Below are 21,229 nucleotides of genomic sequence, written 5' to 3'. Positions count from 1 at the left end.
ATTAAGCCAGTATTTCATCCACCACCCGCCTCGCGGCATCGATGGCGCCATCGACATAGGCAAAGGCCTGCGAATCTGAATTGCCGATGTGAATACGCCCAAACGGCCGGCGCGCTCTTTCATGGGGCGCCTCACCCGGGCCGTAGGCTGGGTCAAATAAATCCACGTATTCATAGGCGTAGCCATGGGGCCAACGATTAACTGTTATAGCGCTAATATCGCGCTTTGCGTCAAAGCCGAAAGGTGCAAACATGGCGGTTAATTGAGCGACCACTTCGCGCTCAAAATCGGCAAAGCTTAAGGCCAACAAACGATAGCGCCCCAAGCGATACTGCTGCTTGGCAGCCAGCCCCTGGCCCAAGCTTTTCGGATAGAAGGGCATGTGCAACAGCACCGGTTCATGTTCAGATTGCGCATAGGCATAACCGCCCATGGACACCGGAAAGTCCATGGTCACCCAGGTAAAAAAGCTGCGCGGGCAATTCACCTCGCGCACGCCAGCTTTGGCTAGGGCGCGCCAATTTTTCAGTGCCACATTGACGTAGGCCATGGGCACCTTCACCTGCTCGGCCAACGCCTGTTTTTGCACCGGTGGCAACTGCGGGCAGAGATGGGGAATCATCGCGTTATAGCAGGCCATAACGGCCGCTTTCGCCTTAACTTTGTAGGCTGCACCGGCCTGCACATAGGTGACATCCACACCACTCTGATTATTTTCAGCGCGCACCACGGTGCTGTTTAAGCGCAATTTAACGGCGTGGCTTTTGACGTCTAGCTGGGCGTAATCAAAGGCCGCTTTAACAATGTCATCCATACTATCGCCCGCGGCTACAGACGGAATCAATTTGCGCACCAACAGCCGGGCGAGACTCGCGTTGCCATCGGGAAAGTGAAAAATATACGGCTCGTCACCGTGCTCAAGCTCGGGCGCGGGCAGACCTAAACCGCTAAAGCCAGGCAAGTCGTTGCGGTAGGCCTCCATGGCCGAAAGCGCATCGGTACCCAACCCCCACCAGCCGTCCAACCGCTCCTCCACCAAGGCCAACACTTTCGCGGGTATGTGCAGCTTGTCGGTTAAGTAGGTGGAATAGCTATTTTTTAGCAGATAGGAGAGTTTTTCATCCACCGTCATCGGCGCTAAAAAATCTGCGCTGGAAAACAATAATTGCGAAAGGCTGGCGCGCTCCTGATCCGAAAACGGTAGCTCGTCGATGGCAGCCTCGGTAGCCTTAGCCTGATCTGCCTCCCAGTTATAGACAAAGTCTTGCGCTAAAAAGCAGCGTTTGCCAAAAAAATTTTCAGTTAAAAATAAACCTTTGGTTAGCTTGCGCTGGCGAAAATAATCGCGGTCGAACAGGGTATAAAAGCGCTCGGTCTCGACGCCGAGATCGAGCAGTAATTGTTTCGCGCTTTTACTGTAACTGCCCGGCGAGTCGATCGACTGACTGCCGCCATAGCCAATCAGGGTTTTGCCCTCGACGGTAAACTCATTGCGCTTGGCGTGGCCACCAAAATCGTCGTGGTTGTCGAGCAACAATATCTTCGCCGCGGGGCCCATGGCCTGCTGGTAGAAATAAGCCGTGGCGAGGCCGCTGATGCCCGCGCCGACAATCACCACATCGTACTCAGGGTCGACATAATTATTCGGGCTAAGCCACACCTTGCCCTCCCGCGCCAAACCATGAGCAACCTCAAAGGAGCCAATATGAGCGCCGCGCATACCGGTTTTCAGCGGCGGATAATCTGCAGCCTCCGCGGCAAAACTCGGCGCACCAACTGACCAAGCCGCCGCCCCCATCAGCGCGCCCTGACAAAAATCTCGGCGCGTCACCTCGGGCCCCAGTGTCGAGGCGCCGTTAACAGCTTTAGCGCCGCTAGCGCTTGCAGGCTTATCAGTCATTGGCGCGTTCGTCCTTTACTGGCAACAGAGCGTCGGGCGAGTAGATCACGTAGATTTTGGTGTAAGCCGACGACTCCCAAAGCCCGGTCCAGGCTTTGGGAATGGTCACCGCTTCGCCGGCATCGACGCGAAGCACCGAGCCATCGGCCGAGGTTAGGGTGACATGACCATCGAGGAAAAACATGAACTCATCCACGCCATAAGGCTCGCTCACGGTGAATTTGCTGGGGCCAGAGCGGTACATACCCGCGTCGAGCTTTCGATCAGAGGAGAGAAAAACTTCCGCATCTTGCACCCGGTTGGGGCCTAATTCGGAGGCCTCCTGGGTCGCCACAGACAAGGATGAGGCGAAAATATCGCCGCCGATTTGCGCCTTGGTTAATTTCACCGGCAGCGACGCTGGTTCGGCAACAGCAAGGGACGTAAAAAGCCCACCCAGCAACAGGGCGCGAGCCAATAAGTTAACCGTGAGCCGAGCGACGCAACCGAACCGAGTGAATCGATGTGACATTTTTCTCTCCTTTAAACCATGAAGGCTTCATTGAAACCCTAACTGAGACAAGCCTGAGCCTAACCCAAACCGGTGCTGCCATCCCTCCCCCAACTGGGGGAAGGACGCGGCTAACGCTTTGATCTGAAGCCAATCAAATTGCAGCTATATCAAAAAATCAGGTCATAAATATTCAGTCTAACCACACCTACAGCTAAACCTTGGCAAGCGCTAGAATATTGTCGTCACTAGTGTGAGGGACGGCATCATGGCAACTCAACAAGCACCTAGAATCGGCGATATTCTGCTCGAGCGGCAATGGGTTAAGGCCGACGACCTAGCGCGCGCCAGCCGCACCCAAAAACTCACCCACGCACCCCTTGGCGAGATACTCTTGCAGCAAGCCTCCATCAACAAACACCAACTGGCCCGGGCGCTGCGCTGGCAACGTTTCATTCGCATGGCATTGGTGGTGGGCACTTGCTCCACCAGCCTGTCCCAACCCGCATTTGGCTCCGAGGCACAGCGCATCACCGACCAAATGGTCGATAGCTTCCAATCTAGCGCTTCGTCGCCACAGGTGAAAAATCGCCGCTCGAGTGACCGACTGTTATCAAACTCGCTCAAACAATCCCTCGGCACCCCGGCCTGGACCCTGCTCCAAGGCGAGTACGCCGCCGGGGTAAATCGCTACACTGAGGGCATGCGCTACAAAGCCAACTGGAGCGAAGACGACTTCACCATTGAGGTGCGCTATCAATTTTAAGGGGGGCAGGCTTACGCAGAAGCAAGATTGGGGTCAGTGTAAAAACTATCTTTTCGGCTTTGGACCTCTCTTTTCAGATGTAACACGTCGCCCTGCAAGCGACTCAATTTCCTGCTTGAAGCGATCATTGCCTAATGCCATGCCTTGGTTTGCAGCCGTTCGTATTGCGTCCAAATCATGTAATTCTAGGTGTGTTGCAAACAAACTTTGATAAGCTGTCGTTCTTGCTTTCACTGTGGAGCCCAATCGTTGATAAACCTCGTGCGGGGACCATAATTTTATTCGGCGACCCAATCCATTCGCGTGATAACTCGACCAACGATAATCTGCCGGCTGTTCCACCATACCGGCTCGAACGGGATTCAATTCGATATAGCGCAAGCAGGTTAGAAAATACTGCTCGGCACTTACCACGCAAGATTTAAAACGGCCCTCCCACAAAGTGCCAGTTCTGCGGTAGGTATAATTAAAATGACGAACATAATGCCGACCGAGCGTTTGCATCATTTGCGAAACGCCGGTAGGCGTTTGTGGGGTAACCAATAGGTGGACGTGATTGGTCATAAACACCCAACCATGAACCGCGACCTGATACTTTACTGCATACTCTTCAAGCCAATGTGCATAAGCGGCGAAGTCATCTTCACCGCCAAAACACACCTGGCGATTATTGCCACGCTGAATAATATGTTGTGGAATGTTGGGTAAACACAAGCGAGGTAAGCGAGCCATAGATCGTCCCTGATCATTGGTTTCTGATTTAACTAACCCTAGTCGAAAGCACCTTCTTGTCAATGATTTGAGTTTTTACTCTGACCCCAAATCTCCTTGGTTTCTGATTTAACTAACCCTAGTCGAAAGCACCTTCTTGTCAATGATTTGAGTTTTTACTCTGGTCTTACCCCAAATCTCCCAAATCTCCCAAATCCCCAAATCTCATTAAACCTTCCCACCCACGCCCTTAAACTTCTCCACAAACGCAGAAATTTTTTGAAACACGCTTTGCTTCTTGGTCAGATACTGCGGATTTAACGGGCTCATTTTGGGCAGAATGGCATTGAGCTCTGTTCCTGCGTCGCTGGCGTACTCCCGTTTAAGCGATGCTGTGATATAGCGCTTCGCGGCTTCTTGATTCAGGTTCTCAGCGTCAATCAACTCTTCTGCCTCACGCTGCTGTTCAGCTTGGGCAAAGGAGAAGAATGCCTCAATCACGCTGGATTTCTCACCAAGCTGATCTAGGTCGGTTTGATTAATGAAGTCCACCACCAGGCTTTCTTTTGCACGGTTGCCCAGGCTTGCACGAATTACGCGGCGTACCTCATCCACCAAGTCAGCTTTGCTCTTATTCTTTTTGTTGTGCTCGAAGATCAGCTCCAGAATGTAATCTAGGTTAATCTCTTGCGACTTGAGAAGATCTACTTCGAATACCACGTCATCCCAGTCGATGGTGGATTTTTCTTTATCTTCGGCTGATTTCTGTCGGCGCTGCCAGTCGCGGATGTCGTTGTAGGTAGAACGGTAATCCTGAACCTTGCGCTCAGCGGGCAGACGTATGGTTTGCAGTTCAGCCAGCTTTTCATCATCCAGATAATGCTCGGCTTTAAATGCTTCCACAGCCTCGGGGTCGCTTATATCCAGGTTTTGCAAAGCTTTCAGACTGGCAAACTCATCGTAGTTTTGCAGAATGTTCTCAACGCGCAGGTATTCGCCAAAGAGTTTGGCGAAGGCCTTTTTATCGGCTTCTTTTTCAATGTTGGCCGGATCAGGAAAGCGCTGCTCCAACTCACTCACCACTTCCATAAAGCCGCGCCGCGCTTCACCGGTGGCAACATCGGTAAAGCCGTCCATGTATTCTTTATAGCTCTTTTCCAGCACCACATTTTTAGTGTTCTTATCGCCAAACAGGGTAATGGCATCCACCGTTGCCTTCTCCAAATCGCGGAAGGTCACGATATTGCCAAAGGTTTTGGTGGCATCATAAATACGGTTGGTTCGCGAATAGGCTTGCATCAAACCGTGATAGCGCAGGTTTTTATCAACGAATAGCGTATTTAAAGTGGGCGCATCAAAACCAGTGAGGAACATGCCCACTACAATCAGCAGGTCGATCTCTTTGGCTTTTACCCGTTTGGCCAGATCGCGGTAGTAATTCTGAAAGCCGTTGCTGTCAACACTGAAATTGGTTTTAAAGAAAGCGTTGTAATCACCTATCGCCGCGCTTAAAAACTCCTTGGCGCTACTGCTCATCGCCGACACTTCAAAACTTTCGTCAAGAATGTCGCCCACTGCATCCTGCTCTTCGTTGGCCGCAAACGAGAAGATGGTGGCTATTTTTAGCGGTCTTTCCTTGTTTTTGTACGAAGGGTCTGCTTGCAACTGGTTTAGCGTTTCATAATACAGCTTGGCTGCATCTACGCTGCTCACCGCGAACATAGCGTTAAAGCCCTTTCCACTCGCTTGCAGGCGGTGGGTTTTCTGACGAAAATTATTCAGAAGATACTGCGATATTTCACGAATCCGCTCTGGGTGCAACAAGGCTTGCTTGTTTTCCAGCGCACTCAGCTTTTTCTCATCCTGCTCGGTTTCTATTTCCTTAAATTTCGGGCGAACATCGTTATAGTCAACCTTGAACTTAAGCACCTTTTCATCGCGTATCGCATCGGTGATCACATAGGAATGCAATTCTCGCCCAAATACGCTGGCGGTGGTTTCTGCCCCTAAAGCGTTTTGGGGGAAGATGGGCGTGCCAGTAAAGCCAAACTGGTAAAAACGTTTGAACTTCCTATTTAGATTTTTCTGGGCTTCTCCAAACTGGCTGCGGTGACATTCATCAAAAATAAACACCACCTGCTTGTTGTAGATCGGTAGGTCACCCTCGCTCTTCATTAGGTTGTTGAGTTTCTGAATAGTGGTAACGATGATTTTGTTATCATCTATGTCCAAGTTGCGCTTTAACCCTGCCGTACTTTCAGAGCCGTTCACGCTATCGGGCGAAAAGCGCTGGTATTCCTTCATGGTCTGGTAGTCGAGATCTTTCCTATCCACCACAAAGAACACCTTGTCGATAAACGCCAACTCTGTGACCAAACGCGCGGCCTTAAAGCTGGTTAACGTTTTGCCTGATCCCGTGGTATGCCAGATAAAGCCTCCGCCTTCTGGGTTGCTCCAGTTCTTGGCGTTATAAGAACTTTCAATTTTCCATAAAATACGTTCCGTGGCAGCAATCTGGTAAGGGCGCATCACTAGCAAGGTATCGCTGACGTCAAACACCGAATAATGCAATAACACATTCAGCAGGGTGTTCTTCTGGAAAAAGGTGGCGGTAAAGTCTTTTAAATCTTTAATCAGGCTGTTATCGGCCTTCGCCCAGTTCATGGTGAAGTCGAAGCTGTTTTTATTGCGCGTCGTGGTGTTGGCAAAGTAGCGGCTGTCGGTGCCGTTAGTGATCACGAACAACTGTAAATATTTATACAGGGAATGCTCGCTGTTAAAGCTTTCTTTGCTGTAGCGGTGCACTTGGTTAAACGCTTCTCGAATAGCCACACCGCGCTTTTTTAGTTCGATTTGTACCAGTGGCAAGCCGTTGACCAGAATGGTCACATCGTAGCGGTTGGCATGGCTGCCGGTTTGCTCAAATTGCTTGATCACCTGCACCTTGTTGCGGGCTATGTTTTTCTTGTCCACCAGATAGATGTTTTTGATGCGACCATCGTCAAACACAAAATCATGAATATAGTCATCATGGATCTTACGGGTTTTATCAATAATGGTATCGCTGGGCTTGTCTAAATAAGTTTCAAGAAAACGTTTCCATTCGCCCTCTAAGAATTCGACGCTATTGAGGCTTTGCAGCTGAGTTCGCACATTAGCCAACATGGCCTCAGGATTATTCAGCGCGGGTACATACTCATAACCCTGATTTTGCAAATCCTGAATCAGCTCCCGCTCTAGGTCGCCTTCGCTTTGGTAGTGTTCCGCTACTTGCCATTCCTTCTTGTACTTATCCAGCACAATGAAGTGGTTAGATTCGGCGATGGTTTTGTAATCAGTCATCCTGTGACACCTTTTTTTGCAGCAGCTTTTCCACTTCGCGATCAAAGTCGGATTCGATGCGTTGTTGCTTATTAAATTTATCGTATTCCGCATGGGCCTTTTGTTCGGCTAGCTTGCGCGACACTTTTCCAAACCCATCAAGAATCTGATATTCATTGAATGTAAGAAACTTGTTTACGCTCTCGGCAAAGCTTTCCATGGTAAAGGTGTTGCGGCGCTCGATGATGCCTTCGATGTAATCAAAAAACGCCGATACAGCGCGCTCCAGCTTTTTGATGTCATCTTCACTTAAATAATTTTTCGCGATCGTCGCATCCGATTTTAATACCCGACCTTCCGGTGCATTTTTATAGGTGCTCATGCCCATCAAGGGTTTACTGGCATCGGCCTTCAGCGAAATAATCTCGGCGGCAGTATGGCCGGTAATGGCATAGTGAAACTTGTCTTGCACATGGGCGTAAAACTGCTGAGTGGTGAGGGATTTAGAGTCGTAATCAATACTGCACTCAGCAAAAATATCGGTAATTTGTTGATAAATACGCCGTTCGCTGGCGCGTATAGAGCGCACCCGCTCCAGCAGCTCGCGAAAATAGTCTTTACCGAAGAATCGGCCATTTTTCAGGCGCTCATCATCCATGGCAAAGCCCTTGATGATGTACTCCTTGATGAGCTGAGTCGCCCAGATACGAAACTGAGTGGCTTGAGCTGAATTGACCCGATAGCCCACGGAAATCACTGCATCCAGGTTGTAGTACTTCACTTGGCTGGTCTGTGTTTTCCCAGCTATGGCGCCGTGTTCAGTGGTATGTTCCAAAATGGAACATACCACTTCCTCCTGTAGCTCATTGCTTTCAAAGATGTTTTTCAGATGTTTGGTGATCGCAGGGCGCTGAACGCCAAACAGCTCGGCCATGCGCTCCTGCGTCAGCCACAGGGTTTCGCCACTCAGCAGCACCTCGACTTTGACCTCGCCTGTGGGCGCGGTATAAAGCAGAAATTCGGTGGTTTGGTCTTGCAAGCTTAGATGCTTGGTCATAACGTTCCTTTCTATCTGTGACTACCTGGGGACTGATTGTCCCTAAGTGCCTGCCTGATATTACTTCCGCCTTCGCTCTAATAGCTTTCGGCCACTTTCCATTCTTAGGTATATTTATCGAGCACGATAAAACGGTTCGACTCGGCGATAAGCTGTGTGTCATCAACCATGCTTCTGTTCCTGCTGTAAAAAACCATAGTTGCTTAACAAATTATCCAGTAGCAACCTAACCATTTGCTTCTCTGGATTAGTTGGCTCTGCAACCTCTTCACTGGACAATGTACGATGACTGCTGAACTGAATAATACGGGTTAAGTATCCTTGTTTGTCGCCTGGGGCTGTATCCAGTAGATCCGTCCACTTGTCATAACCCAGAAAATTGGCCGTTTTTTCATAGAGATTACGCAATAATGTAAAGTGGTACTTCTGAATACTGTTCTCAGTAATGGCTTTCTCAAGTGTTTGTTTTAAATGTAGGTGGTAGGAGAAACTTTTGTTTGAGTCGCCTTGCTTTGCAGCCAATGCAAACGAACCGTCCTCAAAGCGCTCTAACAGATAACACGCCTTGCTATTGAGTTCGTTGTGCAAAACATTAAAAAACAGCGGACTATGCGTAGTGATAATAAACTTCAGCTGAGACTGACAGGATTTGATGAGCTCACCTAAGGTTACTGCCAGCTCAATCAAGTGATTCTCATCTAGTGAACTTACTGGGTCATCGATAAACACATATTCCAGTTGATCAAACTGCCTGGTCTCTCTCTGCTCTGGCTCCACGACGTTGAGGATACTAATAACTTGATCAATCAAGGTCTGAAAAATACTCCATATAAAGTTACTTTCTTCGCCCTTGGATATTTTTAAGTTGGGAGAGGCCGCATTATCACCGCGTGCAAGGGAGAAGGTCACCTCCGAAAATGCTTTAACCGTAACCTCTTTGTCGTCTTTATCCTTAGTTTTATATTCTTCATTAAACCGTGGCGTAAGCTTATCGTTCGCGTAGCGCTGGAAATTGGTAACGATATTCCGATCTTGCCCTTGCTCTTTAAGAATCCAGTCGGTAAATGAATTGGGCTGAATTTTGAGCTTTGGCTCTGCATCATTTTCCAAGTCGTTATCCCAATAGAACAGATCTTCTGTAAACGCGTTGTAATACAGAATTTTGCTGCGGGATAACTCAGACTCTTCTCCGTCATTGCTATTGGTGGTTTGGGTGGTTACTAATTCCTTAAAGGCACGCGACAAGCGCGTCTTGCCCATACCGTTAAAGGCATAAATCAACTGAACCTTTTTATCAGAAACTTTTAGTTGTTCTGCAATTTTACTCAGCGTTCCGGGTTGATCATCCACCGTGCCACCCTTACCAATATTCGGTTGTTTATCAACTGGCGACTTGTTTTCCATTTTTCTTGCTCGCTTACTAGACCGGCCTTTTTTCTTGCTCATTTTATGCCGACACCTCTGCATCTCGCTTCGGAAAACTCAGCAGCAAATCGCGGTAATACTCGTATTGCTTTTGGCGCAGTTCGATTTCGCGGGGCAAACCTTCGGTGATGGAGCTGGTTAGAGCGTCGAATTTGTCGAGGATGGCGACGATGCGAGCTTGCTCGGCAAGAGATGGAAATGGCATTTTTAACTGTTCAAATGTGGCTAGATTAATATTGCTCTGAGCACTGCTTTTTTCTCTTCCTTTTTCTTCCAGCTTGTTTTTAATTGATTGAAGGAGATATTCAACATAGCCAGAACTGGTTCTTTTAGGGTCAGCGACAAAACCGATGACGCTATCAGGGAAGCAAGCATCAAAGCCCAATATAGATGTTTCTGCGATGTTGGCCGCAATCGTTATGCACAGCGTTCCCATAGGCCATAACTTACTTTGCTTTAAGCCAAGCTCACTGTAGGTTTGACTGTATTGCATGATAACGTGCGACGCGGCTCTAATATCGCCTGTTTGTATAAATGGTATATCCCCACCATACAGTCTCGCGTCATTTCTTGGTCGATGCTTAGATTTTCCCCGCCCAAAATCAAGAGCCATTTCTGGCAACGTCTTCCACTCCACTTCCCCTTCTTCAAAACCCAACAACTGGTCGCGGTAGTGGTTGTATTGTTTTTTGCGCAGGTTAAGCTCGGCGGTCAGCTCGGCGGTGATGGCGGTAAATGCGTCCAAAATGCGGACGATTTCGGCTTGGATTTCTAGGGATTTTTTGGGGTTGTCTGGGCAGGGGATGGGGATCAGAAGCTTTTTAACTATCCCGGCATTGATATTAGTCTGAGAACCGGCTCCGAGTGATTTTATATATTCGTACTGGCTTGATAAAAAATGAAAAACATAGCGATAGTCAGCAATCTCAGCATCTAGCTCTATGTTCGCGCATGCTTGATTTGTGGTCATTGGAATTTTATTGATTCCAATTTTTCCGACTGTCGCTCCGTACATAGCAACAATAACGCAATTTGCGGTAATCCATTTTGCGCTTGAGTTTTTAACACCAGCTTCAGTAATTTTTACGCCAGTATCCCAGATCTCGCCAAAATCAACTTCCTGCGTACGTAGCCAAGGAATATCCCCATCATAAAATTCAGCAACGCCAGTTTTGGGTGTACCTCCAGAAGAAATCTTTATAGCAATTTCATCCAAAGCTTTCCACTCCACCTCGACCCCGTCCAGCAGCTTTTCCATAAAGCTTAAATTGCTCATGCTTCCTGCTCCTCACCTTCAATCTCAGCAACAATCGCATCAATTTCTTGGCGCAGCTGGTCAATCTTGGCGACGGTAGTTTTTAATTCCGCATTAAGCTCGGTTATATCCACTAGTTCGCGAGTATCTTTTGCTTCGACATAGCTACTCACCGACAGGTTGTATTCGTTAACGGCCACCTGTTCAAGGGGCACTGAAAGGGCAAAGTGCTCAACGTTCACTTTGCTATCAAACACCGCCATGATTTTTTCAATATGCGCATCGGTGAGAGTGTTGTTATTGGTTTCTTTTTTAAATAAACCGCTGGCGTCGATAAATTGGGTATCGGTGCTGGTTTTGTTTTTCGCCAGTACCAGAATATTTACCGCGATGGTGGTGCCAAAGAACAGGTTGGGGGCCAGCGAAATCACGGTTTCGACAAAGTTGTTGTCCACCAAATATTTGCGGATTTTCTGCTCGGCACCGCCTCGGTAAAAGATACCGGGAAAGCAGACGATCGCCGCGCGGCCCTTACTGGATAAATAGCTGAGTGCATGTAATACAAAGGCAAAGTCGGCTTTGGATTTTGGTGCGAGCACACCGGCGGGGGCAAAGCGGTCGTCGTTAATTAAGGTTGGGTCGTCACTGCCTATCCATTTCACCGAATAGGGCGGGTTGGAGACGATGGCGTCAAAGGGTTTGTCATCCAGAAAATGCGGGTCTGTTAGGGTGTTGCCCAGCTGCATATTGAACTTGTCGTAGTTGATGTTGTGCAAAAACATGTTCATACGCGCGAGGTTGTAGGTGGTGTGGTTAATCTCCTGGCCGAAGAAGCCTTCTTCAATAATGTGGGCGTCGAAATGTTTTTTGGCTTGCAGCAGCAGTGAGCCGGAACCGGCCGCCGGGTCGTAAATTTTATTGACGCTGCTTTGCTTATGCATGGCCAACTGGGCAATCAGCTTTGATACGTGCTGCGGAGTAAAAAATTCACCGCCGGATTTACCAGCGTTGGCAGCGTAGTTAGAGATTAAAAACTCGTAGGCATCGCCGAATAAGTCGATTTGCGCGGCATCGCTTTTTTCATAAAAATTATGGCCAAAATCTAGGCCTGCCACGCCTTTTAATACGGCGGCCAAGCGCAGGTTTTTGTCTTTAACGGTGTTGCCGAGGCGGTTGCTGGTGGTATCGAAATCGGCAAACAGGCCTTTGATGTCTTGCTCGGAGGGGTAGCCATTGGCAGAGCTTTCTATCGCGGAAAAAACGGCGGCTAGATCGGTGTTGAGGCTTTCGTTGTTGTTGGCGCTTTTGACCACATTGGCGAACAGCTGGCTGGGATAAATAAAGTAGCCTTTAGTTTTAATGGCGTCGTCTTTGATGTCGGGCGTTATTACGCTGTCGGGAAGCTCAGCGTAGGTAATGCTGTCGTCACCGGCTTCGATATAGAGGGCGAAGTTTTCGCTGATGAAGCGGTAAAACAAGGTGCCGAGTACGTATTGTTTAAAATCCCAGCCGTCGACTGAGCCGCGCACGTCGTTGGCAATGGCCCAGATTTGGCGTTGCAGGGCGGCGCGTTGTTGGGTGCTTGTCATGGTGTTTCCCGTTTTAATGCAATCAAATGGTGTAAAGATGTGTTTTGGTGGCCAACCGTTATGCCGGCCATATTGGTTATGCTTGCGTCAGCTCAAGTAGGTCGCCTACTCGGCATTCAAATAGCAGGCACAGCTTTTCAATGGCTTCCAGATCTACTTTTTGGGCCGTTTCTTTGTAGAGCAGCGTGATAGTGGCGCGGCTAAGGCCGGTTTCGCGGGCGACGTCGGCAACACGCATCTTGTGTTCGCCCATCATACGGGCGAGATGGCAGCGGATCATGGCTGTGTCTCTAATTGTGTCTGGTTGCTAGGTAACGCCAGAGCCTATCACGTATTATGGATCTACCTAACATTTTGTTAGTTAAAGTTGAATTATATCGTCCTTACTATTAAAGCCGCCCTGGACTTTTCAACATCACCCTCAGGGACGCGCCCTTTACCTATGCAGGTTCAACGCCGGGAAAATTTGAACTTGTGGGCTTGGAAGCCAGCGCTTAGGCGGGAGAAGGGATGCAGGACATTGCTCTAGCTGAACTGGGCCTGATTTGGCGCATACTTCTAAAAAGGTGCGCAGGTAGCTAGTGCAGCCTAATTTGACAGCGTTTATTGACTAGCTGCGGTTTTATTTTGAGTTCTCAGCAGGCATTGGCCTGGCTTTCTGACCGATTAAAAATCGACCAGAATGGCACCACAGGGCCGCTCTTATTTACCGAGGTATTCGGGTAGCATTGCTAAAGAAAGTATTTTGGAAAAGAGGCAACCTTGTCTAGCTTTAAAGATCAAGTGACTCGGTATTTGAAGTCGACCGAGTCAGCATTGAAAGGTAAGAGCGTATCTACCTATTGCTACCTTTTACCTAACCTCAATGATTTGCTGCCTGCGCTAGGCTTTCCTAGCATGGGCAAACTACTTAACTCGAAAACCAAAGAGTTAATTGACTACAGGACACTTGATAAACTCAGCTCCAGAAGCGCTAAACACCCAACGCCAAGCACCTGGCGTAAACTCATTGCACTGTACGAAAGAATCGGCGTCCCACTTGAAGCCGTTCGGATGCAGACCGAGTTTTTAATGGCCGACTACAGCAGTTGGGGCGGTCTATCTTGGATGACAGTTCAGTTTCATTTTAAAGAGGGATTGCCCTATACATGCTCGATAGCAAAAATGATGGCGCTGGAAGAGTCAGGCGCACTTAACGCAGCCCTTGCATCTGAGCTTGACCCTATAGATCGCGGCACCCTGTTTCTTTCATGCCCATCGGTAAAACCAGTAATTGGGCCCACCGCCATTACACTGCGCTTACGAAAAGAAAATGAACCCATTGCGGTACTGAGTGATGAATCAGGTGCAATCTATTTGCTAAATCTACTGCTCTATATAAGCGCCGCTGTAGATGCAGAGTTGTCGTGCGACAACCAGGAAATTCGAGCTCGTGGTGTATTTAGCTCTGTGATACGTCGAAGCACGGGCTCTACGCTAATTGATGGGTACTGGACTTGGTTGCGCCAATATACGGCCCATCTGCACGGCTGTGGGGATAACTGGCATGCTTTTGCAGAATTTTTAAGTTTAAAAATGAATAGGGACAGAGAGGATATACGCAATCAGATCAATTGCTATAAGTCGAATCGAGAACCTACGACCTGGAAGTCAATCAACAAGTATTTAGATCAAGTTTTCGGAAATACCGCGCTATTTGAAAAATGGCTTTTTCAGCGTGCCTATTGGCAAACGATACTAATCTCTAAGTTAATAGAAAAATCAACTTCCGACACTGATGAATTTCTTGAGATAGTCCGGCAGCGATATGAAAAATACTATGCTGAGCATGCCAAAACTTTGGAGTTTAAAAATTATTATGGCGCCTAGCTACTGCAAGGCGCCATTCAACTACCCTATATAATTTTCGTTGTTCGGGTTGTGGCAGTCCGCCCAATCATCCAAATCGAAATCATTGTTTGGATTATTGAGATCTGCATAGCGGTCACACTCTTCTTGATCCATATCTGACGCATCGAAGTCGTAAGGCATTTTAATACTCCTTGTAGAGATGTCTTATTACTACTTGGGCACTGCGTTTGCTCGTTTTTTACCCGATGGTTCTTTGGACTTACTCGGCCAATTACCACCATTGCCTGGCTGGGAAGAGACGGGTTTGCTTGATCCAGATTTTTGACTCATATCATCACCTTTGCTGTATTTGATTAGCCGAATGAGCTCGACTAGTTGGCATTTTCGTCAAGGTGAGTGCCGTACGGGAGGGGGAGAATTTTACAAAAAGGGTGTTGCTAGCTGTGATTCAAGTTAGGGCTCCAAAAAGCGTTTTGAAACCTACTAAAACCTACCGCCACCTACTTGCAGCGCCGCTTGACGTGCCCATAACCAAACTCATTAGGTTAAGCACATTTTTTGCGGTGACCCATGGGTGACCCAAGAAAAAAGGCCTAGCAGTTACTAACCTGCTAGGCCTTTAAATATGGTAGCTAGAGGCGGATTTGAACCGCCGACCCCAGCATTATGAGTGCTGTGCTCTAACCAACTGAGCTATCTAGCCATATCGCCCCAAGCCCGCTGAATTCAGCCGCTCAAAGAGGGCGCGAATTTTGGCAATTCACCCCGAAGCTGTCAAGCGCTAATTCGCCTTGTGCGCGCTTTTAATAGCGCTGCGGCCATGGAGCCTACAACGACGAGGGATGCGCCAATCCAACTAAGCAAATTCATTGGCTCCACCACAATTAAGGCCGGCCAGAGCCAGTTGGTCAGCTGCACCCCCAAGAGCGTAATCACGGGCACCAGGGTAATGGTGGCGCTAACCCTGCTCGCCTCCCAATGCTGTAGGGCATAGGCGAAGGTGCCATAGGCAACAATGGTGTTAAGCGCCGCAAAAATCAGGCAAATCCATTCAAACGAGCCTAGGCCCTGAAAGCTACCGAAGTTGGCTTTGGGAGCAAATACCACGGCGCCAACGACAAATATGAGCCAGAGAATCTCCATCGAGGTAAAGCTCTTATGCAACTGCTTCTGAATCACGCCGTACACGGCCCAAATCAACGCCGCAACGAAGACCAGCAACACACCGAAAGCGTAGCGCCCCTGGGCGCCAAGGAGTTCCTCCAAACGCAAGTTGAAGAACAGTAAAAGCCCTGTGACAAATAACAGTACGCCAAAAGCCTGACCGACGGAAAAGCGCTCGTTAAATAAAAAAAGGCTCAATAGCAACATGAGCATGGGCGCGACCTGAATCATCACCTGAGCCGCCGACGCGGTGGTGTAATCCAGCCCCATCAGGTACAACAGAAAGTTACCCAACAAACAGACCGTGGCCACAGCGAACCTTATGGCCATACTGCGAGCAGCCAACTTGCGCCAAGGGAAACCACCCTTAATTTGGATATAGGCGCCAATCAACAGAGCCGAAACAAAGAAGCGAAACCAGGTGATGGTGATCGCATCCATTGCGCCCAACACCCCTTTTAATGCGATAGGCAACAAACCCCACATGAGCGCCGTGCTCAATGCCAAAAATAAGCCCAATCGCCAGCGACCTGTTATTTGATCCAATGAAAATCTCCGTTATGATCGGCGGGTACCCGTACAAAGCACGGCTGAATGAGACCTTTTGCCTCGCTTGTGCGGCAACAAGGGTATAAAGACGGAACGAGAGTCCAACACCGCAGCTTTATAACGTATCTTTTTACGCGCAAAGGAACACAAACGGTAAATTAAGTACTAAATTAGTGACCAACAAGTCTCATAAGGTCATTGAACATTTAGGAAAATCCTTTATGTTAGGCCGACGGTACAAGAATAGTACCGATGACGACGCTTAAAATAACATTAATTAGAGAGCCGATTATGATTTCTCCGAAGAGCACACTTCGCCGCTACGCCCCCAGCAGTTTATCGCTGGCGATAGCCACAGCACTTTCTACTTTAGCATTACCTACGCTGGCGCAGGACTTTGCGCTGGAAGAGATCACCGTAACCGCACAAAAGCGCGCCGAATCGGTAGACGACGTACCGATCACCATTAATGCCTTCGCGGCAGACGGCATCCGCGAGCTGGGCGCTCAAAACGTTAACGACCTAGGTACCTTTATCCCCGGCGTAGAGACCAACGTTGGCGATACCAGCCAGGCGAGCTTCACCATCCGCGGCATCTCTACCAATGACTTCGGTTCAGGTTCAGACCCAGCCGTAGCGGTTTATGTGGATGGCGTTTACACCGGTCACGGCGGTAGCGCTCTGGTTAACTTTAACGACATAGATCGCGTTGAAGTATTGAAAGGCCCGCAGGGTACCCTGTTTGGCCGCAACGCCGCCGCTGGCGCCATCAGCATTACCACGACAGCACCGTCACAAGAAACCGAAGGTTATGTTGACGTGCAGATGGGTAACTACAACAAGCAAAAAATCGCGCTTGGCTTCAACGCCGGCCTAACCGATACCGTCGCGCTGCGCGTTAGCGGTTACACCAATACCCGCGATGGTTTTATCACTAACGCCTCCACCAACGGCATCGCACCCGACAATCTTTGGATTGAAGACGATCAGGGCGTGGTGGGTGCACTCCTGTGGCAAGCCGGCGACAACACCGACGTGACCTTGCGCGCTGATTACAACAAAGAAGACACAGACGGCCCCATCGGTTCCAGCTTTACCTTGGCGCCTGACAACTTATACGACAACTACACCACCGATAACGCCGGTTACAACGACCGCACTATTCGCGGCACCAGCTTAACCATCAGCCACGATTTCGATAACTACACCTTCACCTCTATCACCGCCAAGCGCGGTTACGAGTTCCACCAGAACGAAGAGGAAGACGGCACAGACAATCCACGCTTCTTTTTAACCACCGACACCATCGAAAAACAAGATCAGGTCAGCCAAGAATTCCGCCTGAACTATGCGGATGAAAAGCTCAAGTGGTTTGTGGGTGCGAGCTACTTTAAAGATGAGATTGATCAAACCTACTTAGTTGATGCCACCACATTAACACTCGACACATTCTTCCTAGTTGACACATGTAAAAAGGGCCTTGAGGCGTCGACACCAATTTGTCAAGATAACTATCCGAACCCTGCTGATTTCGTTAACACCTACACCCCCAGAAGAGCTGGGATGGACGGATTTATTCGGAATAACATTGCTCCTTTATTCGGAGGTGCACTAACCGAGATTGACATCACTAACGCCGTAGACGCGAATATGGGTCCAAATGATGATGGTTTGCCTTGGCAGGAAGCCATGCACAATAAACGTGAACTAACAAGTTACGCCTTATATGGTGATATGACCTATTCATTCACTGATAAATGGGATGTCACTTTAGGTTTACGCTGGAGCCAAGACAGTAAAGACTTTGAAATTCAATCAAACTATACCAATTATATCCTCATCCCAACACTTGCAGGTGGCGTCCCAACCGATATGATTCCGGGAGCACCAACAGCGATACCTTTTGGCCTGATTTTCGCTGATCAAATTGGAGATCCTGAAGGATCAACCAACCCAGAAAAGAAGGATGACACTTGGAGCTCTGTTGACCCACGCCTAGTCGTCAACTATATCGCCTCTGACGACACTATGTTCTTCGGCTCTATCGCCAAGGGCTACAAGGCCGGTGGTTTTAACAGCCTAGGTGATGATCCAGCGTTTGACCCGGAAGACGTACTCAACTTTGAGCTCGGTATGAAGTCGAAGATGATGGATGGCCGTATGCGCCTCAACTCATCGGTCTATGCCTTTACTTACGACAACCTCCAGATTTTAAAGCTATCTGGTCCTGAGGGCGTCATCCCAACCTACAACGTAAAAAATGCTGACGCAGAGGGCATGGGTTTTGAATTTGATTGGCAGTTCCTAGCCACAGAAAATTTAATGCTGGGCGCTAACTATGGCTATGTGAAAACAGAGTACACCAGTTATAACCAGTTCCCCGGCGATGAACCAGATTTCACTTTAGTTGGTGAGCCTCTGTCGTCAATGCCAGAGCACAAGTTTAACGCCATGGCGGAATATACCCTGCACTTCGCCGGCGACTTAGCCTTGCGTTTGCGCGGTGATTACAACTATACCGGCGAACGCGTTAACAACACCGGCGCAGATCAAGGTTACACCATCGATGCCTTCAACATTCTCAACGCCCGCGCAACCTTAGAAAATGACGGCGGCGATTGGTCTGTTGCGCTGTACGCCAACAACCTCACCGACGAAGAATATCTGTGGGATATCGGCGGTACCGGTGATGGCTTAGGCTCACCTGTTGCAACCCGCGGCATGCCACGTATGTACGGCATCCAAGGGCGCTATAACTTCTAATGTAGCAATGCTTAAGAACAACGTTTAACTAACCGTTTTTAGGCAACAACGTTCGAAGATGTGCAAAACAAACAAGGGGCTTCGAGCCCCTTGTTTGTTCTTATAATAAAAAATGACGCAATAGCTAGCACACAAGCAGACGTCACACTATTGAGAGGTAGCGTCATGGCGCAACTCATTACTGTTTTAGCAGCCCCTTTTTATCTCATCCTTATCGCCCTTGAGCTTTGGGTTGATAAAAAGCGCGGCACCCAGTTCTATCGCCTTAACGATGCCATCGCCAGCATGTCGCTCGGTGTTATCTCGCGCACCCATCGGCTCATTTTATTTGCCTTAGGCGCCTATCTAATGGCGGAATGGCTACCCAAGTCAGAGCTTATTCCCTGGCAAGACTACCCAGTGTTAACCTGGCTAGTGGCGTTCATCGGCTACGATCTCATCTACTATTGGAATCATCGCCTGAACCATGAAATTAACTGCCTTTGGGCCGGCCATGTGGTGCACCATCAAAGCGAAGACTACAACCTAAGCACCGCGCTGCGCCAAACCAGCGGTGGCTTTTTCGATTGGATATTTGCCATCCCCCTGTACCTCATAGGCATTCCGGCCGACATCATTGTCGCCAGCGCCGGCTTCAACTTGCTCTATCAATTTTGGGTGCACACCCAACATATCGACAAATGTGGCTGGATGGAAAAGTGGTTTGTCACGCCGTCGCACCACCGCGTGCACCACGCGCAGAATCCACTCTACTGGGATAGAAACTACGGCGGTGTTTTTATTATCTGGGATAAAATGTTTGGCAGTTTTCAAGCAGAGCGAAAAGATACCCCTATCATCTACGGCGTCAGCCGCGCACTACACACCATGAACCCGCTGCGGGCTAACCTTCAGGTGTGGTGGTACTTGTTGCGAGATGCCATCTATTGCAACAGTGTCTGGGACAAAATTCGCATTTGGTTTATGCCAACCGGTTGGCGGCCTGTTGATATGGAATCAAAACTACCGTTCGCGAAGCCAGATCTCGACAACTTTACGAAATATAACCCCCCCGTCGATAAGGTCATGCAAGCCTACGCGATGTTCCAATTCAGTGCAGGGCTCATCACCGGCTTTTACTTTATTTTTCACTTCGCCGATTTGGCGATAGGTTTAAAGTTGCTGGGCTGGCTTTTTGTGACCTTGCCACTGATCAGCACCGGCCATTTGCTAGACCAGGGCTCACTACGCTGGGAGCTATTGCGCTATTCATTAACGGTGATAGGCTTCGCACTCTGCTGGCAACTGTTGTCCTTAACGACCACGCTCATCTTCGGCAGTTATCTGGCGCTAAATTTACCCTTACTTATGTTATTGTTGAAAAACCGCGCCACCAAAATTGCCTAATAATAATTGAACACAAGGACGACCGATGCTTAACGTTACACGCTTAACCCTTGCCCTATTACTAATCTCCAGTCTAACCAGCATCAGCTTCGCGCAGACTACCGAAACCGCCGCGCCTGAAACACCAAGCAGCGAAACAATAAATGCTGAAACAACAGATACGGAATTATCCAGCGAAGAACAGGCCTACCAACAATGGGCGGTCGATTTTCTAGACTCGCTTAACCCCCAAACCGGCACCATTGCACTACCCGGTGGCATTGCCAATTTAGAAGTGCCCGAAGGCTTCTATTATTTGTCGCCAGAAGACGCCAAGCGGGTGCTGGAGGAAGCTTGGGGCAATCCCGAGAGCGAACTTGGTTGGGGCATGCTATTTCCCGCAGGATACACACCTATTGATGGCGCAGCCTGGGGCGTAACAATCGACTACGAAGCCGAAGGTCATGTGGCCGATGAGGATGCCGCAGAGATTGATTACGACGAATTGCTCGAAGACATGCAGGCCGATACCAAGAGCGAATCTACGTTTAGGGTTGACGCTGGCTTCGACGCCATCTCGCTTATCGGTTGGGCAGCACAACCTTACTACGATGCCGAAACCCATAAACTCTATTGGGCGAAGGAGTTAAAGTTCGGCGACGCGGAGGAAAACACGCTGAACTACAACGTTAGAATTCTAGGCCGCGAAGGCGTTCTGGTTCTAAACTTTATCGCATCCATGCCGCAATTGGCGGAAATTGAAGCCGCGCGCAACGACGTATTAGCCATGGCCAGCTTTACCGACGGCAATCGCTACACCCAGTTCGACCCCGCTATAGACCAAGTTGCGGCCTATGGCATTGGCGGCCTCATCGCGGGCAAGGTATTGGCCAAGACAGGCTTAATTGCCGTGGCTTTGGTTTTCCTCAAGAAGTTCTGGTTCCTATTATTTTTACCGCTCATTTGGCTGAAAAATGTAATCTTCAAAAAGAAAGACGCGCAACAAACCAGATCGTAAAAGCC

Annotated in this window: 16 protein-coding genes and 1 tRNA gene; 5 read left to right on the top strand and 12 right to left on the bottom strand. The window is 48.9% G+C overall.

What is annotated here, in order from left to right:
* Position 1 precedes the first annotated feature (1 nt).
* Positions 2-1,900, bottom strand: coding sequence for an FAD-dependent oxidoreductase (locus QWY82_RS06310; RefSeq protein WP_290260710.1), 1,899 nt, complete (start codon positions 1,898-1,900; stop codon positions 2-4).
* Positions 1,893-2,411 carry a cupin domain-containing protein gene (locus QWY82_RS06305; protein WP_290260709.1) on the bottom strand — a complete coding sequence of 173 codons (519 nt, stop codon included), beginning with the start codon at positions 2,409-2,411 and terminating at the stop codon, positions 1,893-1,895. The genes QWY82_RS06310 and QWY82_RS06305 overlap by 8 nt, the downstream gene beginning before the upstream one ends.
* Before the next feature lie 247 nt (positions 2,412-2,658).
* Between QWY82_RS06305 and QWY82_RS06300 the strand changes: the two genes are divergently transcribed.
* On the top strand, positions 2,659-3,156 hold the full coding sequence (locus QWY82_RS06300; protein WP_290260708.1) for a cyclic di-GMP-binding domain-containing protein, MshE-related: 498 nt from the start codon (positions 2,659-2,661) through the stop codon (positions 3,154-3,156).
* 45 nt (positions 3,157-3,201) lie between these two features.
* Here QWY82_RS06300 and QWY82_RS06295 read toward each other — a convergent pair whose 3' ends face one another.
* From QWY82_RS06295 to QWY82_RS06265, 7 genes are all read right to left on the bottom strand, one after another.
* Positions 3,202-3,888 (bottom strand): transposase, encoded by a 687-nt coding sequence (locus QWY82_RS06295; RefSeq protein ID WP_290260707.1) that lies wholly within the window; start codon positions 3,886-3,888, stop codon positions 3,202-3,204.
* 207 nt (positions 3,889-4,095) lie between these two features.
* On the bottom strand, positions 4,096-7,209 hold the full coding sequence (locus tag QWY82_RS06290) for an HsdR family type I site-specific deoxyribonuclease (protein WP_290260706.1): 3,114 nt from the start codon (positions 7,207-7,209) through the stop codon (positions 4,096-4,098).
* Positions 7,202-8,245, bottom strand: a complete 1,044-nt coding sequence (locus QWY82_RS06285; RefSeq protein WP_290260705.1) for a virulence RhuM family protein — start codon at positions 8,243-8,245, stop codon at positions 7,202-7,204. Before QWY82_RS06285 ends, QWY82_RS06290 begins: the two co-directional genes overlap by 8 nt.
* 162 nt (positions 8,246-8,407) lie before the next feature.
* Positions 8,408-9,691 (bottom strand): ATP-binding protein, encoded by a 1,284-nt coding sequence (locus QWY82_RS06280; protein ID WP_290260704.1) that lies wholly within the window; start codon positions 9,689-9,691, stop codon positions 8,408-8,410.
* A gap of 1 nt (position 9,692) precedes the next feature.
* Positions 9,693-10,946: a restriction endonuclease subunit S gene (locus tag QWY82_RS06275; protein ID WP_290260703.1), complete on the bottom strand. Its 1,254-nt coding sequence runs from the start codon at positions 10,944-10,946 to the stop codon at positions 9,693-9,695.
* Positions 10,943-12,514: a type I restriction-modification system subunit M gene (locus QWY82_RS06270; protein WP_290260702.1), complete on the bottom strand. Its 1,572-nt coding sequence runs from the start codon at positions 12,512-12,514 to the stop codon at positions 10,943-10,945. The genes QWY82_RS06275 and QWY82_RS06270 overlap by 4 nt, the downstream gene beginning before the upstream one ends.
* 76 nt (positions 12,515-12,590) lie before the next feature.
* Positions 12,591-12,794: a helix-turn-helix domain-containing protein gene (locus QWY82_RS06265; RefSeq protein ID WP_290260701.1), complete on the bottom strand. Its 204-nt coding sequence runs from the start codon at positions 12,792-12,794 to the stop codon at positions 12,591-12,593.
* A gap of 482 nt (positions 12,795-13,276) precedes the next feature.
* On the opposite strand from QWY82_RS06265, the gene QWY82_RS06260 reads away from it, so the two are divergent.
* Positions 13,277-14,383, top strand: a complete 1,107-nt coding sequence (locus QWY82_RS06260; RefSeq protein WP_290260700.1) for a hypothetical protein — start codon at positions 13,277-13,279, stop codon at positions 14,381-14,383.
* A gap of 21 nt (positions 14,384-14,404) precedes the next feature.
* On the opposite strand, the gene QWY82_RS06255 is transcribed toward QWY82_RS06260, so the two are convergent.
* From QWY82_RS06255 to QWY82_RS06245, 3 genes are all read right to left on the bottom strand, one after another.
* Complete coding sequence (locus QWY82_RS06255) at positions 14,405-14,545, bottom strand: hypothetical protein (RefSeq protein ID WP_290260699.1); 141 nt, start codon at positions 14,543-14,545, stop codon at positions 14,405-14,407.
* Positions 14,546-14,991: 446 nt separating this feature from the next.
* A tRNA-Met gene (locus QWY82_RS06250) sits at positions 14,992-15,068 on the bottom strand.
* Positions 15,069-15,139: 71 nt separating this feature from the next.
* Positions 15,140-16,075 carry a DMT family transporter gene (locus QWY82_RS06245; protein ID WP_290260698.1) on the bottom strand — a complete coding sequence of 312 codons (936 nt, stop codon included), beginning with the start codon at positions 16,073-16,075 and terminating at the stop codon, positions 15,140-15,142.
* A gap of 294 nt (positions 16,076-16,369) precedes the next feature.
* On the opposite strand from QWY82_RS06245, the gene QWY82_RS06240 reads away from it, so the two are divergent.
* The 3 genes from QWY82_RS06240 (at position 16,370) to QWY82_RS06230 (ending at position 21,224) form a co-directional block, all read left to right on the top strand.
* Positions 16,370-18,841 carry a TonB-dependent receptor gene (locus QWY82_RS06240; protein ID WP_290260697.1) on the top strand — a complete coding sequence of 824 codons (2,472 nt, stop codon included), beginning with the start codon at positions 16,370-16,372 and terminating at the stop codon, positions 18,839-18,841.
* Positions 18,842-19,006: 165 nt separating this feature from the next.
* The gene (locus QWY82_RS06235; protein WP_290260696.1) at positions 19,007-20,227 is read left to right on the top strand and encodes a sterol desaturase family protein; all 1,221 of its coding nucleotides are present in this window, start codon (positions 19,007-19,009) and stop codon (positions 20,225-20,227) included.
* A 25-nt stretch (positions 20,228-20,252) separates the two neighbouring features.
* Complete coding sequence (locus QWY82_RS06230) at positions 20,253-21,224, top strand: DUF2167 domain-containing protein (protein ID WP_290260695.1); 972 nt, start codon at positions 20,253-20,255, stop codon at positions 21,222-21,224.
* Positions 21,225-21,229: the final 5 nt, after the last annotated feature.

It is taken from the genome of Simiduia curdlanivorans, assembly GCF_030409605.1.
Classification (GTDB): domain Bacteria; phylum Pseudomonadota; class Gammaproteobacteria; order Pseudomonadales; family Cellvibrionaceae; genus Simiduia; species Simiduia curdlanivorans.
Note: the sequence above shows the minus strand (reverse complement) of the source record. Positions and strands in the feature narration are given on the sequence as shown.